Below are 15,882 nucleotides of genomic sequence, written 5' to 3'. Positions count from 1 at the left end.
TCGCGCCGAATGGCAACCGCCCGGCTAGTTGCCGGCAGGCGTCAGGCGGATCAGACGGCCATTATCGCCATCTTCCAGCACATAGATCGCCCCGTCCGGCCCTTCTTCGACCTCGCGGATACGCTTGTTCCAGCTATACCGCCCACCTTCCGAAGCGCTTGCGGTCTCCTCATCGATCTCCACGCGGATCAGCGCCTGAGAGGAAAGCCCGCCGAGGAAGGCATTGCCGTTCCAGTCCGGGAACACGCCGCCATAATAGATGACGAGCCCTGCCGGGCTGATCGCCGGCACCCAGTAAACGGCGGGCGCCGCAAACTCCGGACGTGTGTCATGATCGGGAATTCTGGTGCCGTCATAATGGTCGCCATTGGAAACTTCCGGATAGCCGTAATTCTCGCCGCGCACGATGAGGTTCAGCTCATCGCCATGCTGGGGGCCCATCTCCTGCGCCCAGAGGCGGCCGGAACTGTCAAAGTCGATGCCCAGCGGGTTGCGATGGCCCAGCGTCCAGACCTGCGCGGCCACCCCGCCCTGATCGGTAAACGGATTATCCGCCGGCACACTGCCATCCAGATTGAGGCGGACGATCTTGCCCATATTGCTGTTCATATCCTGCGCGGGCGTGAACAGCTGCCGGTCTCCCGAGGTGATGAAGAGGTGCCGGTCCGGCGAGACCACCATCCGGTGGGCATAATGCCCGCTGCCGGTATGTTTGGGCGTCTGCTCCCAGATGATCTTCCGCTCACTGAGCGCGCCGCCCGTTTCTGTCAGTCTAAGCTTAGCAAGCTCTACCACGGCATTCGAGCGTTCCATGTCTTCCGGCTCGCGCGCCGAATAGGAAAGATAGATTTCGCCGGTTTCGGCATAGTCAGGATGCAGGATCACATCGGCAAGCCCGCCCTGCCCCCAGGGCTGCACGTCCGGCCCGCCAGTAATCTCGCCCGCCTTGGTGCCATCGCTATTCAGCAGCCAGAAGGCGCCCGCCTTCTCGGTCACCAGCGCGCGGCCATCGGGAAGAAATGTCATCGCCCAGGGCGCATCAAAGGTTTCCAGCGGCGTAGCCTTCAGCTTCACCCGGTCAGAGCCCGTGACGGTAAAACTCCCCTCCCCGCCGGCGGCTGAGTTTTCTGCGGGCGTTGCGCAGGCGGCAAGGGCCATGCCAGCCGCAAGGGCCGCGGCGGAAACAAGCTTCAGATGTCGCATTGGGGTCACTCCTCTGTATCCGGATCAACCGGTCACAAAGGCAGACCGGTCGACAAGATGCTTCAACGTTTCATTGTCCAGATAGTGCCGCAGGTTGGCAAGAAAAGTCTCGTCCCCGCGCGCAATGGTTCCGGGCGTATCGGAGCTGTCATGCGGCGTGATCACGATCTTGTGATGTCGCCACAGCGGATTTTCCGGCGGCAGGGGCTCAGTCTGCGTCACATCCAGCGCGGCAAAAGCTGGCCGCCCCGCGTCCAGCGCCGCCATCAGCGCCGCCTCATCCACCAGCGCGCCGCGCCCCAGATTGAGGAACAGGGCATCGGGGTTCATCGCCGCAAAGAAGCCGGCGTTCGCCATGCCCTCAGTCTCCGGCGTATGCGGCGGGCAGAGCAGCACGACATCCGCGCCTGGCAACTCCGCTGGCAGCGCATCGGGCGGCGCAATCCGCGCGGCGCCCTCGGCCGGCCCCGGCGTGCGCCGCATGCCCGTCACCACCCCGCCCAGCGCGCTCACCCGCTTGCCCACCGCCTGGCCGATCGAGCCATAACCGACGATCAGCCAGCGCGAGCCGTTCATCTCCCGCACGCGGATGCGCTCCCATTTTGCGATGGCCTGGTTTGCCCGGTGGCCTGGCCCGTCCCGGAAGAAATCCATCGCCTGCCAGAGGGCCCATTCGGCCATCGCTTCGGCTTGGGTATGGTTGGTGGTGTAGCGCTTCGCCTTCTGGCCGATGGCCACCAGGGCCGGGTTTTCGATGCCGGCGGCGGCCGACTGGAACCAGTCAAAGTCCGGGCTTTTCAGGATCGCCGTCATGAAGTCCCGCACAGACGGGGAATAGAAGGCATCAATATTGCCAAACGCCAGATGCACCTCCGGCGGCGTCTCCAGCGCTGTGGAGGTCCAGGCATCATGGAAGCGCTGGGCGTCGTCCACCGTCACGATATTCAGAGCGGCGTTCAGCCCCTTGAGCCGGGGCGCGATGCGCGCGAAAGTCCGCGCATGAAGAAGAAGCGTTTTCATGCCTGCCTGCTTAGCTTGGCCCTTGCGGCCAGCACAAGCGCGCTGCCCGCCTTGCCGCAGGGAAACCTGCCCGTGCGGGGGCCAGATTATTTCCGCGATGCCGCCGATCTGGCAGGCGTTTTGGGCGGGGCCCATGCCATCCGCGTGCTCTGCAATGGCAATGAAGACCAGTACTGGCGCCGCTATATGGCCGACCTGCTGGCCGTGGAAGCGCCCGAGCCTGGCAATCTGCGCGCCTCGCTCGTTTCCGCCTTCAACCAGACCTACTCTCAGACCAGCGGCCAGTTCCGCATCTGCGATGGCCGCGCGGTCGAGGCAGAAGCCCGCTTTGCCCGCACCGGTGAACAGATCGCCGGGCGCCTTGCCAGCCATTATTTCCCGAAAGACGCCCGCCGTGGCGGAGGAGGATTCGAATGAAACCCGCCCTGTTGCCCGCCCTCATCGGCGGCGCCTGCGCCTTCGCCCTTTCCGCCTGTGCCCAGACGCCAGCGCCCGCCCCGGAAGCGCCGGTCGCCGCTGCGGCCGTCAGCCCGGCGCCAGACGCCGCGCCGCAACTCGACAACGCCGCCTTTCCAATGACCGGCCAGCGCCCCGAAAGCGGCCACCCCATCGCCACCCGGTCTGCCGTGGTCGCCCCCAATGGCGCCGCCGCCACGGCCCACCCGCTGGCCACGCAAACCGCGATTGACGTGCTGAAAGCCGGCGGCTCGGCCGTTGACGCCGCCATCGCGGCCAACGCCATGCTTGGCTTGGTCGAGCCGACCGGGAACGGCATTGGCGGGGATCTCTTTGCCATCGTCTGGGATCCGCAAACGCAGAAACTCTATGGCTATAACGGATCGGGCCGCTCCGCGATGGATGCCACACTGGCTGACGCCCAGGCCAAAGCCGATCAGTTCGAAGAGGGAAAAAAACTTCCCAAATACGGCGCCATCACCGTCACTGTGCCCGGCGCGGTCGATGGCTGGTTCGCTCTGCATGAGAAGTTCGGCAAGCGTCCGATGGCGGACAATCTCGCCCCCGTGGTCGGCTATGCCCGCAGCGGCGCCCCAATCCCGGAAATGATCGCCTGGTACTGGTCGCGCGGCGAAAGCCGTTTCGAGCCGGCTTTCGAGCGCGGCGAACTGGAAGAATACGCCAACGCGAAGAAAACCTATTTCAGCCCCGCCCCGGTGGCCGACTCCCTGTTCCAGAATCCGGATCTGGCGAATACGCTGGAAACCATTGGCGCCAAAGGCCGCAACGAATTCTACAAGGGCGTCATGGCCCGGAACATGGCAAACTATCTCGGCCGCGCCGGCAGCAAGCTCGACTATGATGATTTCGCCGCCCACAAGGGCGAATGGGTGGAGCCGATCTGTATCGAGTATCGCGGCGAAGTGAAGGTCTGCGAGCTTGGCCCCAACACGCAAGGCGTCGCCGCCCTCCAGATGCTGGAAATGCTGGAAACCTTTGATCTGAAATCCATGGGCTTTGGCTCCGCAGACACGGTCACGGCCATGGTCGAGGCCAAGCGCCTTGCCTTCGCAGACCGGGCGCTCGGATATTCAGACCCCGCCTTCTCCGGCGTTGATCCGTCAATCTTCGTGGCCCCCGGCTACAATTCCAGGAAGGCTGAGCTGATCGATCCCGCCCGCGCCATGCCGGAGGTTGCTCCGGGCACGGAAGTCACCGACGCCGTCCTGCGCCAGGGTGACACCACCTATCTTACCGTCACCGACAAGAACGGCATGATGGTCTCCCTGATCCAGTCCAACTATCGCGGCATGGGCTCCGGCCTCGTGGCCGATGGCATGGGCTTCATGTTCCAGGACCGGGGCGAACTTTTCAGTCTCGACCCGGATCATCCCAACGTCTTCGCCCCCGGCAAGCGGCCCTTCCACACCATCATCCCGGCTTTCGCCTTCCGGAAAGACCTGCCTGGCTGCCAGGTCCGCGCCACCGCGCCGGAACTCGCCTGCCCTTATGAGCCATGGCTCAGCTTCGGCCTGATGGGCGGCGCCACCCAGCCGCAGGGCCACGTCCAGATCATCACCAACCTGATCGATTTCGGCATGGGCCTTCAGGAAGCGGGCGACGCGGCCCGCTGGGAACATGATGGCGGCTGCGAGCCCACCAACGCCCTCGGCGACGATTGCAACACCGGCACCGGCAAGGTCATGCTGGAACGCGGCTTCGCCGGCATCGCCGGTGAGCTCGAAGCCCGCGGCTATGAAGTCGCCTGCTGCGAAGCCAACTATGGCGGCTACCAGGCCATCATGCGCGACTTCCGCTCCGGCGCCTGGATCGCCGCGACCGAAATGCGCAAGGACGGCAGCGCGGATGGGTATTAAGGGCTCCACCCCTTTGAGCCCCCTCTTTCTTTCAAGGGAGACGGCGTTGGGGGTGAGGGTTTGCGGCGCCCGAGACTGTGTGCGCTGCCTCCCCCCTCATCCCCAACCCCTTCTCCCCAAGGGGGAGAAGGGGCTTTGACAGACGACCCCGCCATTCGACGCGCCCGCCGCCTCCGCAAATCCTCCAACGCGCCGGAAGACTTCGCCTGGCAAACGCTCCGCACCTTGCGCGATCACGGCTTCCCCGTCCGCCGCCAGCACCCGATCAACGGTGTCATCGCAGATTTCGCCATCACACGCGCCCGGCTGGTCATCGAGATTGATGGCGGCGTTCACGCGCGGCCCGAAGTCCAGGAACGCGATGAAGAACGTGACAAGATGCTCGAAAGCCTCGGCTGGACCATCCTCCGCATCCCCGCTGGAGACGCCCTACACCCCGATCATCTGATGCGCCTCGTGCAGGAAAAGCTCGGCCTCTAAGCCCCCTCTCCCTCACAGGGAGAGGGGGTTGGGGGTGAGGGTCCTGAACGTCTCCATTCTATCCTTTGCCTCTCCCCCCTCAACCCCAACCCCTTCTCCCTCAGGGGAGAAGGGGCTAAGAGGCGGCCATGAAAAAAATCACTGCCGCCCCCGAAGCCCCTCGCGACTGCCCCCTTTGCCCGCGCCTCGTGGCCTACCGCGAGGCCGTACAGGCGAAAGAACCCACTTGGTTCAACGGCGCGGTCCCGAGCTTCGGCAAGGACGATGCGGAACTGCTCATCGTCGGCCTCGCCCCCGGCGTCACAGGGGCCAACCGCACAGGCCGTCCGTTCACGGGCGATTGGGCGGGAGACCTGCTCTATGCCACACTCGACAAGTTCGGTTTCTCAGAGGGCACCTTTGCTGCCGATCCCAATGACGGTCTGAAACTCACCGGCGCGATGATCACCAACGCCGTGCGCTGCGTGCCCCCGGAAAACAAGCCCGTCGGCGCCGAGATCAACCAATGCCGCCCGTTTCTGGAGGCGCGCATCGCTTCCCTGCCGAAACTGAAAGCCATCCTCTGCCTCGGCAAGATCAGCCATGATTCCACCCTGCGCGCCCTCGGCCTGAAGGTCGCTCAATATCCATTCGGCCACGGAACAAAGTATGCGGTCGCGGCAAACGGCAAACCCGTCACCCTGCTCTCCTCCTATCACTGCTCGCGTTACAACACGAACACAGGCCGGCTCACCGCAGAGATGTTCGAAGCCGTCTTCGCTGAGGCCCGCAAGGCGGTGGCATGATCCTGCAGCTGCGCCCCTGCTATGAAGGCGAGAGCTATCCTGGCCGGCACACCCCGTTTCATTTCCTTGATGGCAGCATGCCCCCGGAAGCGCTGTCTGCTTTTCTCATCGCCCTCTTCGACTATGGCAAGGAACGCGATGAGGAAACCCCCGCCACCCTGCCCGCCATCGCAGCCGGCCTGCTTGTCCGCGAGGAACAGATCCTTCCCGGCGGCCTGATCCTCCTGAAGGGCGATTACATGATCGAGCCGTCCTGCTGCTGCGGCCTGGAAAGCTGGCGGGAGTGGTATTGGGCGCTGGAAGGCGAAGGCACGCCCTGGCTCGGCCATGATCCCTCTCCCCGTGTCGAGCCCCTGCCCAGCGGTCTCCTTCTGCATACGGACATAGACAATGAGGCAGAGGATGAAACCCTCCCGATCACCTATGATGAACTCGCCGCCGCGCTGGAACGGGTCGAGGAAACCTTCAGCGAATTTGCCCTGCGCCTTGACGCTTGGCTGACGGAGATTTCCGGCGCCGAGGGCCACGCGCTCGCGGTGAAGATATGTGACTGGTTCCGCATCGGCCCGGATCACGCCTGAAGCAGATCCCCCCGCCCTCAGGGCGCCCGCACGATCGCCGCCATCGTCGCCACCAGATGCTGCAGGACCGCTGGCCGCGACCAGGTGGGGTGTGACCGGCTTGTATCGGCCAGCCGCGCTTCCCGCGCCGCCAGCACAGAGCCGAGATAGGACTCCAGAAACACGATCCGCTCGGTCTGACGGGCGCGGGGCAGATGCCCCATGAACGCGCGCAGATGATCAAGGCACCGCTTGAAGCCTGAGTTCCATTGCCCGCCGAGGGCCTCCATGAACAGCGCCCGGTGCGTCATCGCAAACAGCACGATGAACCGGTTATAGCATTCCTCTTCGCCCTCTGGCGTGAGGTCTACGGACGGATACACGATAATCCCCAGCACCTCTTCCAGCGTGAGCGCCTCGCCGGACGCCTCCAGCGCGTCCAGCGCCGCATGGCGCCGGTCATTGATCAGTCTGGCCCCGTCCACGATCAGCGCACGGATAAGATCGGCCTTCGATCCGAAATGATACCCCACCGCGCCATGATTGCGCTGGCCCGCAGCGGCGGCAATCTCGCGCACGGTCACCCCGTCCACACCCCGCTCGGCAAACAGCTTCATCGCCGCGCGTTTCAGCGCCTCAACGGCTTCACTCTCGGTTTTTTCGTGCAGGCGGACCATACGGCAAGCTTGCAAAAAGCTGTGCTTTCAGTCAACCATATTATCCAATTGACTTAAAAGAATAATCGCCGGGAGGAAAATCGTGAGCAATCCTGTAGATCTCGCTGCGCTGGCGGCGTGGATGGACAGCCATGGCCTTGGCAGCGGGCCCATCGAAAATGATGTCCGCCTCGCGGGCGGCACGCAGAACATCCTCCTGAAATTCACCCGCGCCGGCCGCGCCTATGTGCTGCGCCGCCCGCCACCGGTGCTGCGGGCCAATTCCAACGAAACGATGCGCCGCGAGGCGCGCATGCTCGCCGCCCTGAAAGGTACCAACGTCCCCCATCCCGGCCTGATTGCGGCGTGTCCGGATGAAACCGTCCTCGGCGCCGCCTTCTATCTGATGGAGCCCATCGACGGCTATAACGCCACCACGGGCCTGCCCGAGCCCTTCGCCACCTCGCCGAAGCTGCGCCATCAGATGGGCCTCTCCCTCGTCGATGGCATCGCCGCCCTCGGCGCGCAGGACTATATCGCCCTGGGCCTCGAAGGCCTCGGCAAGGTGGACAATTATCTTGAGCGTCAGGTTGGCCGCTGGAAGGCGCAGCTGGAAAGCTATGCCGAAATCCCCGAATGGGATGGCCGCAAGGACATTCCCGGCGTGAACCGCGTGGGCGACTGGCTGGACGCAAACCGTCCCCGCAGCTTCCAGCCCGGCATCATCCATGGCGATTATCACCTCGCCAATGTCATGTTCCGCTTCGATGCCCCCCGCCTTGCCGCCATCGTGGACTGGGAGCTGACCACCATCGGCGATCCGCTGCTCGATCTCGGCTGGCTCCTCGCCACCTGGCCGGATGAGGCCGACAGGTCCAGCGCCGGCACAGTCGCTGTCCAGCCCTGGGAAGGTTTTCCGACAGCGGACGAACTCGTCGCCCATTATGCCGGGCAGACCACCCGAGATCTCTCCGGCCTCCACTGGTACAGCGTGCTCGCCTGCTACAAGCTCGGCATCATCCTTGAGGGCACCTATGCGCGCGCCTGCGCCGGCAAGGCCCCGAAGGAGACCGGTGACGATCTCCACCGCCGCACTATCTGGCTGCTCGAACGCGCCCTGCGCTGGATCAGTTGACACCCCTTCCCCACAAGAAACGAAAACGCAGACAGGACCACCTCATGCAGTTTGAACACAGTACCAAGACCAAAGACCTGATCGCCCGCCTCGAAGCCTTCTTCGACAAGCACGTCTACCCCTCCGAGCAGGAACAGGTGGACTGGAACGACGATCCGGCAAATCTCTGGAAACGCTGGCCGGGTATCGACAAGCTGAAGGATCAGGCCAAGGCCGAAGGCCTCTGGAATCTCTTCCTGCCGCATGAATATGGCGAGTTCAGCCCCGGTCTCACCAATCTGGAATATGCTCCGCTGGCGGAAATCATGGGCCGCGTGCCGCATTCTTCGGAATTCTTCAACTGCTCGGCGCCTGACACCGGCAATATGGAAGTCCTCGCCAAGTTCGGCTCCCCCGCCCAGCAGGAACGCTGGCTCAAGCCCCTGCTCGAAGGCACCATCCGTTCCGCCTATGTGATGACCGAGCCGCAGGTAGCCTCCTCCGACGCGACAAACCTTGAGCTCACCATCATTCCGGACGGTGATCATTACGTCCTCAATGGCCGCAAATGGTGGATCTCCGGCGCGATGAACCCGAACTGCAAGATCTGGATCGTCATGGGCAAGACCCTGCTCGACAATCCGCGCCATGCCCAGCACTCGCAAATTCTTGTCGAACCTTCTACCCCCGGCATCACCATCGTCCGCCAGCAGACGGTCTTCGGCTCGAAGAACTCCCCCGGCGGCGAGTGCGAACTGCGCTTTGAGAATGTGCGCGTGCCGAGGGAAAACCTCATCCTCGGCGAAGGCCGTGGCTTTGAAATCGCGCAAGGCCGCCTCGGGCCGGGCCGCATCCACCATTGCATGCGCTCCATCGGCCAGGCCCAGCGCGCGCTGGAAATCATGGCCCGCCGCGTGGAAAACCGTGTCGCCTTCGGCCGCAAGCTGGCCGATCAATCCTCCATCCGCCAGGATGTTGCCAAGAGCTTCTGCGAAATCGAGATGGCCCGCCTGTTGACGCTGAAAGCCGCCGACGCGATGGACCGCTATGGCAACAAGATCGCCAAGGATCTCATCGCCGCCATCAAGGTCATCGCGCCCCAAATGGCGCAAACCGTGTGCGACCGCGCCATCCAGGCCCATGGCGGCATGGGTGTCAGCGGCGATACGCCGGTGGCAGACTTCTTCACCCTTAACCGCTTCCTGCGCATCGCGGACGGCCCGGATGAGGTCCACATGTCCCAGCTCGGCAAGATGAAGATCCAGGAATACAACGCCCTTCCGGCGCGCTGACCCATCCGCTCAAGGAGAAGTTTCCCATGAAAGCCCTCGTCTATCGCGGCCCCCGCGACATCGCCTATGAAACGATGCACGATCCTGAGCTGCATGATGACCGCGACGCGATCATCAAGGTCGACAAATGCGCCATCTGCGGCAGCGACCTGCACATCTATCATGGCGAAACCTTCTCCGAGGATACCGGCTATTGCGTCGGCCATGAAGCGGTCGGCGAAGTGGTTGAGGCTGGCCGGGGTGTGCGCCAGCTGAAGGTGGGCGACAAGGTGATGATCTCGGCAGCCGTCGGCTGCGGCCAGTGCCGCGCCTGCCTTGCCGGGGTCGTCAACCGCTGTGAATATAATGCCAGCGGCTGTTACGGCCTCTCGTCAAAGCTGCAAGGCTGCCAGGCCGAATTCGTCCGTGTGCCCGCGGCCGATTTCAATGCCCAGAAAATCCCGGACGGCGTCAGCCTCGATCAAGCCCTGATGATGACAGACGCCCTCGCCACCGCCTGGTTCGGCGCCCGCAATGCCGATATCCAGCGCGGGGCCACCGTCGCCGTCGTCGGCCTCGGCCCGATTGGCCTTCTGGCGGCGGAAGCGGCCTTCATCATGGGCGCCTCGCGCGTCTTCGGCATCGACCTTGTGGAAGAGCGCCGCGCCGCCGGCCGCGCCATCGGCCTCGAAACACCAGACCCGGCGGACGCCCGCGCGATCATTCAGGAGGCCACAAAGGGCCGCATGTGCGACAGCGTCATCGAAGCGGTCGGCCACACCGCCACCATCCGCGCCGCCCTCGGCCTCTCGGGCAAGCGCGCCACGGTCTCAGTCATCGGCGTTGCCCAGGATCGCACGATGGAATTCCCCATCTCGAAAGCCTTCGGCATGGGCCTCACCTTCCGTATCGGGACGTGTTCAGTGCCCCAGGAATGGCCGGAACTCATCCCGCTGGTCCAGTCCGGCCGCATCAAGCCGGAAAAATACATCACCCACAATCTTCCGCTCTCAGACGGCGCCCGCGCCTACGACATCTTCGACAAGCGCACAGAGGGCGCGATGAAGATGGTGTTTGATCTGAGCTTGTAGGGCCCTCACCTCCCATTGCTACGCAATGGGCCCCTCCTCTCCCGGAGGGAGAGGGGTAAGTTGCACCCGGCCAAACTGTTACCTCAAGATGGCACGCCAAAGCCCCTCTCCCTCCGGGAGAGGAGGGGCCCGCGCCCGAAGGGCGTGGGAGGTGAGGGCCTCGCCCTACCCCGCCTTCATGATCCGCGCCTTGTCGCGCGCCCAGTCGCGCTTGGCCTCATGCTCGCGCTTGTCATGCGCCTTGCGGCCTGTGGCGACGCCGATCAGCAGTTTCGCCCGGCCCTTGTCGTTGAAATAGAGCTTCAGCGGCACGATCGTGCGCCCCGCCCGGTCCACTTCCTGGCTGAGCTTTACCAGTTCCCGCCGGGAAACCAGCAGCTTCCTTTTCCGGCGCGGTTCATGGTTGAACCGGTTGGCCCCGCCATAGGTCTGGATCTCGGCATTGATCAGCCACAGCTCGCCCTGCTCCACCGAGGCATAGGCTTCGGCAATGTTCGCCCGCCCCTCGCGCAGGGATTTGACTTCCGAGCCGACCAGCATGATGCCGGCCTCCAGCGTATCCTCCACGGAATACTCGCGCCGGGAGCGGCGGTTCTCCGCCACCAGCCCGTCGGTGCGCCCTTTGATCTGCTCGTTCTTCTTGGTCGCCATACGCGCTACTTAGGTATTGATCCCCGCCAGCGCCATGGCGGCATCGATCTGCGCGCGCGCAGCTTCATCCGGCCCGGTCAGCGGCAGGCGAACCTCCGGCGCGCAGAGGCCCAGGCGGGAGAGCGCATATTTCGCCGGCCCCGGCGAGGGCGAGCAGAACATTGCCCGGTGCAGAGCGATCAGCCGCCGCTCGATGGCGCGGGCGCTTTCCAGGTCTCCGTCTTGGAACGCCGCATGCATCGCCGCGCACATTTCGGGCGCCACATTCGCGGTCACAGAGATACACCCCGCCCCGCCCATGGCCAGATGGCCGAGCGCGGACGGGTCATCGCCCGAGAGCTGAACGAACTGTTCCAGGTCCCCGATCAGCGCGGAGTGATAGGTCACCCGGTCCATGTCGCCGGTGGCGTCCTTGATGCCCACGATGTTGGGCAGCTCGGCCAGCCGCGCCACGGTTTCGGGTTTCAGGTCCACCACCGTCCGGCTCGGCACATTGTAAAGCACCACCGGCAGGGCCACCGCGTCATTGATCGCGCGAAAGTGAGCGTACAGCCCATCCTGATTGGGATTGTTGTAATAGGGACACACGACGAGGGCCGCATCCGCCCCGGCAGCCTTGGCATGGGCCACCAGATCGATTGCCTCATCGGTCGAGTTGGAGCCCGCCCCGGCGATCACCGGCACGCGCCCTGCTGCCACCTCAACACAAAGCGAGACGACCCGCTTGTGCTCCTCGGTGGAGAGCGTCGAGGTTTCCCCCGTCGTGCCGACGGGCACAAGGCCGGCCGATCCGCCCGCGATCTGGCGTTCGACCAGCGCCGCAAAGGCGGTTTCGTCGATCGCGCCGTTCTTGAAGGGTGTTACAAGGGCTGGGATTGAGCCGTGAAACATTTTAACGTGCCGTTCAGGGATTGGTTGGGATTTGCGTGCTAGGCTCAGGAAGCTGACTTGTCACGCTTTGGCGCAGAAATAAACTCGGGTAGCCGTTCCATGCTCCGCATTTCCGCTGTTTTTGTGGCGATTTCTTTCCTGCTCACGGGCACGTCGGCCGCCTCCCGGCCCGAAAGCCCCAGCCTGAAGCCGCGCGCCGATTCTCCGGCCCCGGTGCCAGCTCTGGCCGAGGAAACCACGCCCGCCCCGGTGCTGCGCGCGCTCACCCCAGGCGTTCAGCTGCCCGGCGCCGCTCCGGCCAGCCCGGGCGCTGCCCCGCTCGCCACCCCCGCAGGCGCGCCCGCGCCCCTGCCTGCCGCCATGCCCAGCCTGCTGCCGGCCCAGCCCGTCAGCCCGGCCAGCATTGCCCAGCTGCAGGCCGCCTTCACCGCCATCAATCGCGGCGCCTGGAGTGAGGCCACCCGCCTCCAGTATGACGCTGCCGACCCCACCGTGCGCGATCTCATCCTCTGGAAACGCGCCGCAGACGGCGTGCCCGGCACCACGTTCGACGAGTTGAACTTCGCCCTCACCACCCTCTCCACCTGGCCGCAGACCGACAAGATGCGCCGCCGCGCGGAGGAGATTATCGACGACAGCTCCCTATCGGCCGAAGCCAAGGTCAAATGGCTGACCGAGTCCGGCCCCATCACCGGCGCCGGCAAGGTCGCCCTGGCCAACGCCCTGCGCCAGACCGGGCAGAGCGCGAAGGCCGAAGAGGTGATCCGCGATGTCTGGCGGGGCAACACGCTGGACTCCTCGCTTCAGCGCACGGTGCTCGCCCGCTGGGGCCAGTCCCTCAGCCAGGACGACCACCGCGCCCGCGTCGATTTCCTCCTCTGGACCGGCCAGCGCTCGGATGCCGAAGCCCTCAAGCCCCAGCTCACGGCCGACTATCGCCAGCTCACCGATGCCCGCCTCGCCCTGATGAAGCGCGCCAGCAATGTCGACGCCGCCATCCGCGCGGTGCCGGCCAATCTCGAAAACCATCCGGGCCTCCTCTATGAGCGCGCCAACTGGCGCCGCGCCAAGAATATGGACGATGCCGTCGCCCCGCTGCTCACCCAGATCAACGGCAAGGATGTGCCTGCTGCCGGGCGCAGCCGTCTCTGGCGCGAACGCGCCATCGCCGTGCGCAATGATCTCAAAGCCCGCAACTATGCCCGCGCCTACAGCCTCACCGCGCCCCATGGCATGTCCAGCGGCTCGGACTTTGCCGAGGCCGAATGGCTCGCCGGCTGGATCGCCCTGCGCCTGAACGGCGACGCCACCCGCGGCGTGAAGCATTTCGAGACGATGACCAACGGCGTCTCCTCACCCGTCAGCCTCACCCGGGGCCAGTACTGGACCGGCCGCGCCCGCGACGCCCTCGGCCAGTCAGACCAGGCCCTGATCGCCTACAGCGCCGCCGCCGCCCATAAATACACCTATTACGGCCAGCTTTCGGCCGAGCGTATCGGGGATCGCAATATCCATTTCGGCCCGGCAATTGTTCCGTCGCCGGAGGAAGTCGCCGCCTTCGAGGCAAACCCGATGGTCCGCGCGCTGCGCCTGATCGGCGCCACGGGCGAGATGGGCATCTACCGCACCTTCTCCCACCATCTCGATGACGTGCTCTCCACCCCCGCAGAGTTCGAGCTGCTCGCCCAGCTCAACCACCAGATGGACCAACCCGACACGGCCGTGCGCGCCGGCAAGGCCGGTCTCTTCAAGGGCGTACTGGCGCCCGAAGCGGCCTATCCGGTGCTGATGCATCCCCTCTCGCGCCAGCCGCAGGTGGAGCGCGCCTTCATCCTCGCCATCACGCGCCAGGAGAGCGAGTTCAACCCCAACGCCCGCAGCCCCGTCGGCGCCCTCGGCCTGATGCAGTTCATGCCGTCCACCGCCCGTGCTGAAGCCCGCCTGCGCGGCATGCCCTATGAGCAGTCCTGGCTCACCACAGACCCTGCCTATAACATGACCCTGGGCGGCCTGCACCTCGACACGCTGCTCAGCCAGTTCGGCGGCAGCTACATCATGACGGCTGCGGCCTACAATGCCGGCCCCTCCCGCCCCAGCCAGTGGGTGCGCGATTATGGCGACCCCCGCACCGGCCAGATCGACCCGGTTGACTGGGTGGAGTTCGTCCCCTTCTCCGAGACCCGCAATTACATCCAGCGCGTTCTCGAAAACATTCAGGTCTACCGCCACCGCATCTCCGGCCAGGAAGCCGACATCCAGATCACCGAAGACCTGAAACGCGGCCGCCGCTGACTCCCTGCTAGCCCCCTCTCCCTGGGGAGAGGGGAGATACCCTGCCCCCACACGCCCCTGATCGGGTCAGATACCTTCTCCCGCGCGCCCTTCCCGGCCATCAGTGCTTGCGCCCTCGCCCCGGCGATGCTCAGAAACACGCAGGGTAAGCCGGGAGCCAATCCATGTCCTTTCTGAAATCGCTGTCGGCACAGGTCCTCGCCGCCTTACTGCTCGGCCTTGTCGGCGGCGCGCTGGTCGCGGGCACGGGCGATGTGCCCGAATGGCTGCCCGAAGCGGCCCAGGCCGTCGGCTCGGTCTGGCTCGGCTGCCTTCAGATGACGGTCATCCCGCTGGTCTTCTCCCTGCTGGTGGTCGGCGTGGCCGCCGTCTCCGATGCCATGACCGCCGGGCGCCTCGCCATGCGGGCCATCCTCTGGTTCTCGCTGCTGCTGGCCGGGGCCACCGTGCTCACCTTCATCGGCGTCGAAGCGGCCCTCGCGGCCTTCCCGGTGGATGAGGCAAGCGCCAGCGCCCTGATCGCCGGAGCCACCGGGGGTGAAGTGGCCGCGCCCCAGACGATCAACTTTGCCGCCTGGCTCACCTCGCTCATCCCATCCAACCCGCTCGCGGCGGCAGCCAGCAATGCCATCCTGCCGCTGGTGATCTTCGCCCTCTTCTTCGCCTTCGCCGTCACCCGCCTGCCGGAGGAACAGCGTGTCCTGCTGGTGAAGTTCTTCGATGCGGTGGCCGATGCGATGATCGTCATCGTCAAATGGGTGCTGCTCGCCGCGCCCCTCGGCGTCTTCGCTCTCGCGCTCACGCTCGGCCTGCGGGGTGGCCTCGGCGCCACCGGCGCCCTTTTCCATTATGTGGTTCTGGTGTCGGCAGGCTGTATCGCCGTGGTGCTGCTCTGCTATCCGCTCGCCGCGCTCTTCGGCGGCGTGGGTCCGCTGCGCTTTGCCCGCGCCGTCGCCGAAGCGCAGGTCGTTGCCTTCTCCACCCAGTCCTCCATCGGCACCCTGCCGGTCATGGTGGAAACCGCCCGCCGCAATCTCGGCGTGCCCGAACATGTCGCCGGCCTCGTCCTGCCGCTCTCGGTCGCCGTCTTCCGCCTCACCAGCCCGGTGGCCAATCTCGCCGTGGTTCTCTTCATCTGCCATGTCTCCGGCATCACGCCGTCGCCCGCCCAGATGATCGCCGCCGGCCTCGTCGCCTTCGCTGTCTCCATTTCCTCGGTCGGCCTGCCCGGCCAGGTCAGCTTCTTCGTCTCGATCGCCCCCATCTGCTTCGCCATGGGCGCCCCGATCGAACTTCTGCCCCTCCTCCTGGCCGTGGAAGTCATCCCCGACATCTTCCGCACCGTCGGCAACGTCACCGCAGACCTCGCCGTCACCACCATCCTCAACAAGGGCGACAAAGGCATACGCACCATCGCCCCGGAAACCGCCTGACCTCTCCCCGAAGTGACCCAAACTGTCCCTGAAACGCTCAAAAAATAGACAGTCTGACACGATAACTGCGCCGCCGCGCGACAGGGGTGTTCCTGCCTGCCC

Annotated in this window: 15 protein-coding genes; 10 read left to right on the top strand and 5 right to left on the bottom strand. The window is 65.1% G+C overall.

What is annotated here, in order from left to right:
* Positions 1 to 24 precede the first annotated feature (24 nt).
* Positions 25 to 1,203, bottom strand: a complete 1,179-nt coding sequence (locus ACQKI2_RS13930) for a PQQ-dependent sugar dehydrogenase (RefSeq protein WP_427380208.1) — start codon at positions 1,201 to 1,203, stop codon at positions 25 to 27.
* 24 nt (positions 1,204 to 1,227) lie between these two features.
* Positions 1,228 to 2,223, bottom strand: coding sequence for a D-2-hydroxyacid dehydrogenase (locus tag ACQKI2_RS13925; protein WP_427380207.1), 996 nt, complete (start codon positions 2,221 to 2,223; stop codon positions 1,228 to 1,230).
* On the opposite strand from ACQKI2_RS13925, the gene ACQKI2_RS13920 reads away from it, so the two are divergent.
* From ACQKI2_RS13920 to ACQKI2_RS13900, 5 genes are all read left to right on the top strand, one after another.
* On the top strand, positions 2,203 to 2,640 hold the full coding sequence (locus ACQKI2_RS13920; RefSeq protein ID WP_427380206.1) for a TIGR02301 family protein: 438 nt from the start codon (positions 2,203 to 2,205) through the stop codon (positions 2,638 to 2,640). The two genes, ACQKI2_RS13925 and ACQKI2_RS13920, sit on opposite strands and share 21 nt — an antisense overlap.
* Complete coding sequence (locus tag ACQKI2_RS13915) at positions 2,637 to 4,556, top strand: gamma-glutamyltransferase family protein (protein WP_427380205.1); 1,920 nt, start codon at positions 2,637 to 2,639, stop codon at positions 4,554 to 4,556. Before ACQKI2_RS13920 ends, ACQKI2_RS13915 begins: the two co-directional genes overlap by 4 nt.
* A 135-nt stretch (positions 4,557 to 4,691) precedes the next feature.
* Positions 4,692 to 5,036, top strand: coding sequence for an endonuclease domain-containing protein (locus tag ACQKI2_RS13910; RefSeq protein WP_427380204.1), 345 nt, complete (start codon positions 4,692 to 4,694; stop codon positions 5,034 to 5,036).
* Positions 5,037 to 5,164: 128 nt separating this feature from the next.
* Entirely contained in the window at positions 5,165 to 5,821 is a 657-nt protein-coding gene (locus ACQKI2_RS13905) for a uracil-DNA glycosylase (RefSeq protein ID WP_427380203.1), read from the top strand.
* Complete coding sequence (locus tag ACQKI2_RS13900; protein WP_427380202.1) at positions 5,818 to 6,402, top strand: hypothetical protein; 585 nt, start codon at positions 5,818 to 5,820, stop codon at positions 6,400 to 6,402. The genes ACQKI2_RS13905 and ACQKI2_RS13900 overlap by 4 nt, the downstream gene beginning before the upstream one ends.
* 17 nt (positions 6,403 to 6,419) lie before the next feature.
* On the opposite strand, the gene ACQKI2_RS13895 is transcribed toward ACQKI2_RS13900, so the two are convergent.
* Positions 6,420 to 7,058 carry a helix-turn-helix domain-containing protein gene (locus ACQKI2_RS13895; RefSeq protein ID WP_427380201.1) on the bottom strand — a complete coding sequence of 213 codons (639 nt, stop codon included), beginning with the start codon at positions 7,056 to 7,058 and terminating at the stop codon, positions 6,420 to 6,422.
* 61 nt (positions 7,059 to 7,119) lie between these two features.
* Between ACQKI2_RS13895 and ACQKI2_RS13890 the strand changes: the two genes are divergently transcribed.
* The 3 genes from ACQKI2_RS13890 to ACQKI2_RS13880 are packed head-to-tail and all read left to right on the top strand — an operon-like array spanning position 7,120 to position 10,513.
* Positions 7,120 to 8,172 carry a phosphotransferase family protein gene (locus ACQKI2_RS13890; protein ID WP_427380286.1) on the top strand — a complete coding sequence of 351 codons (1,053 nt, stop codon included), beginning with the start codon at positions 7,120 to 7,122 and terminating at the stop codon, positions 8,170 to 8,172.
* Between the two features lie 44 nt (positions 8,173 to 8,216).
* Positions 8,217 to 9,443: an acyl-CoA dehydrogenase family protein gene (locus ACQKI2_RS13885; protein WP_427380200.1), complete on the top strand. Its 1,227-nt coding sequence runs from the start codon at positions 8,217 to 8,219 to the stop codon at positions 9,441 to 9,443.
* A gap of 26 nt (positions 9,444 to 9,469) precedes the next feature.
* Complete coding sequence (locus ACQKI2_RS13880; RefSeq protein WP_427380199.1) at positions 9,470 to 10,513, top strand: alcohol dehydrogenase family protein; 1,044 nt, start codon at positions 9,470 to 9,472, stop codon at positions 10,511 to 10,513.
* Between the two features lie 165 nt (positions 10,514 to 10,678).
* Here ACQKI2_RS13880 and smpB read toward each other — a convergent pair whose 3' ends face one another.
* Both smpB and dapA read right to left on the bottom strand, forming a co-directional pair.
* Positions 10,679 to 11,164, bottom strand: a complete 486-nt coding sequence (gene smpB / locus ACQKI2_RS13875; RefSeq protein ID WP_427380198.1) for an SsrA-binding protein SmpB — start codon at positions 11,162 to 11,164, stop codon at positions 10,679 to 10,681.
* A 9-nt stretch (positions 11,165 to 11,173) separates the two neighbouring features.
* Positions 11,174 to 12,055 (bottom strand): 4-hydroxy-tetrahydrodipicolinate synthase, encoded by an 882-nt coding sequence (gene dapA / locus ACQKI2_RS13870; protein ID WP_427380197.1) that lies wholly within the window; start codon positions 12,053 to 12,055, stop codon positions 11,174 to 11,176.
* 99 nt (positions 12,056 to 12,154) lie between these two features.
* On the opposite strand from dapA, the gene ACQKI2_RS13865 reads away from it, so the two are divergent.
* Both ACQKI2_RS13865 and ACQKI2_RS13860 read left to right on the top strand, forming a co-directional pair.
* Positions 12,155 to 14,347, top strand: coding sequence for a lytic transglycosylase domain-containing protein (locus ACQKI2_RS13865; protein WP_427380196.1), 2,193 nt, complete (start codon positions 12,155 to 12,157; stop codon positions 14,345 to 14,347).
* Between the two features lie 164 nt (positions 14,348 to 14,511).
* Positions 14,512 to 15,780, top strand: a complete 1,269-nt coding sequence (locus tag ACQKI2_RS13860) for a dicarboxylate/amino acid:cation symporter (protein ID WP_427380195.1) — start codon at positions 14,512 to 14,514, stop codon at positions 15,778 to 15,780.
* Positions 15,781 to 15,882: the final 102 nt, after the last annotated feature.

The organism is Hyphomonas sp. NPDC076881, assembly GCF_050269995.1.
GTDB lineage: Bacteria > Pseudomonadota > Alphaproteobacteria > Caulobacterales > Hyphomonadaceae > Hyphomonas.
The sequence above is the reverse complement of the archived record's forward strand: the minus strand, read 5'-3'. Positions and strand labels throughout refer to the sequence as shown.

Coding starts and splice junctions, on each gene's coding strand:
- ACQKI2_RS13860 (WP_427380195.1), top strand. CDS start 14,512: ATGTCCTTTCTGAAATCGCTGTCGGCACAGGTCCTCGCCGCCTTACTG.
- ACQKI2_RS13915 (WP_427380205.1), top strand. CDS start 2,637: ATGAAACCCGCCCTGTTGCCCGCCCTCATCGGCGGCGCCTGCGCCTTC.
- ACQKI2_RS13930 (WP_427380208.1), bottom strand. CDS start 1,203: ATGCGACATCTGAAGCTTGTTTCCGCCGCGGCCCTTGCGGCTGGCATG.
- ACQKI2_RS13925 (WP_427380207.1), bottom strand. CDS start 2,223: ATGAAAACGCTTCTTCTTCATGCGCGGACTTTCGCGCGCATCGCGCCC.
- ACQKI2_RS13900 (WP_427380202.1), top strand. CDS start 5,818: ATGATCCTGCAGCTGCGCCCCTGCTATGAAGGCGAGAGCTATCCTGGC.
- dapA (WP_427380197.1), bottom strand. CDS start 12,055: ATGTTTCACGGCTCAATCCCAGCCCTTGTAACACCCTTCAAGAACGGC.
- ACQKI2_RS13885 (WP_427380200.1), top strand. CDS start 8,217: ATGCAGTTTGAACACAGTACCAAGACCAAAGACCTGATCGCCCGCCTC.
- ACQKI2_RS13895 (WP_427380201.1), bottom strand. CDS start 7,058: ATGGTCCGCCTGCACGAAAAAACCGAGAGTGAAGCCGTTGAGGCGCTG.
- ACQKI2_RS13880 (WP_427380199.1), top strand. CDS start 9,470: ATGAAAGCCCTCGTCTATCGCGGCCCCCGCGACATCGCCTATGAAACG.
- ACQKI2_RS13920 (WP_427380206.1), top strand. CDS start 2,203: ATGAAGAAGAAGCGTTTTCATGCCTGCCTGCTTAGCTTGGCCCTTGCG.
- smpB (WP_427380198.1), bottom strand. CDS start 11,164: ATGGCGACCAAGAAGAACGAGCAGATCAAAGGGCGCACCGACGGGCTG.
- ACQKI2_RS13865 (WP_427380196.1), top strand. CDS start 12,155: ATGCTCCGCATTTCCGCTGTTTTTGTGGCGATTTCTTTCCTGCTCACG.
- ACQKI2_RS13905 (WP_427380203.1), top strand. CDS start 5,165: ATGAAAAAAATCACTGCCGCCCCCGAAGCCCCTCGCGACTGCCCCCTT.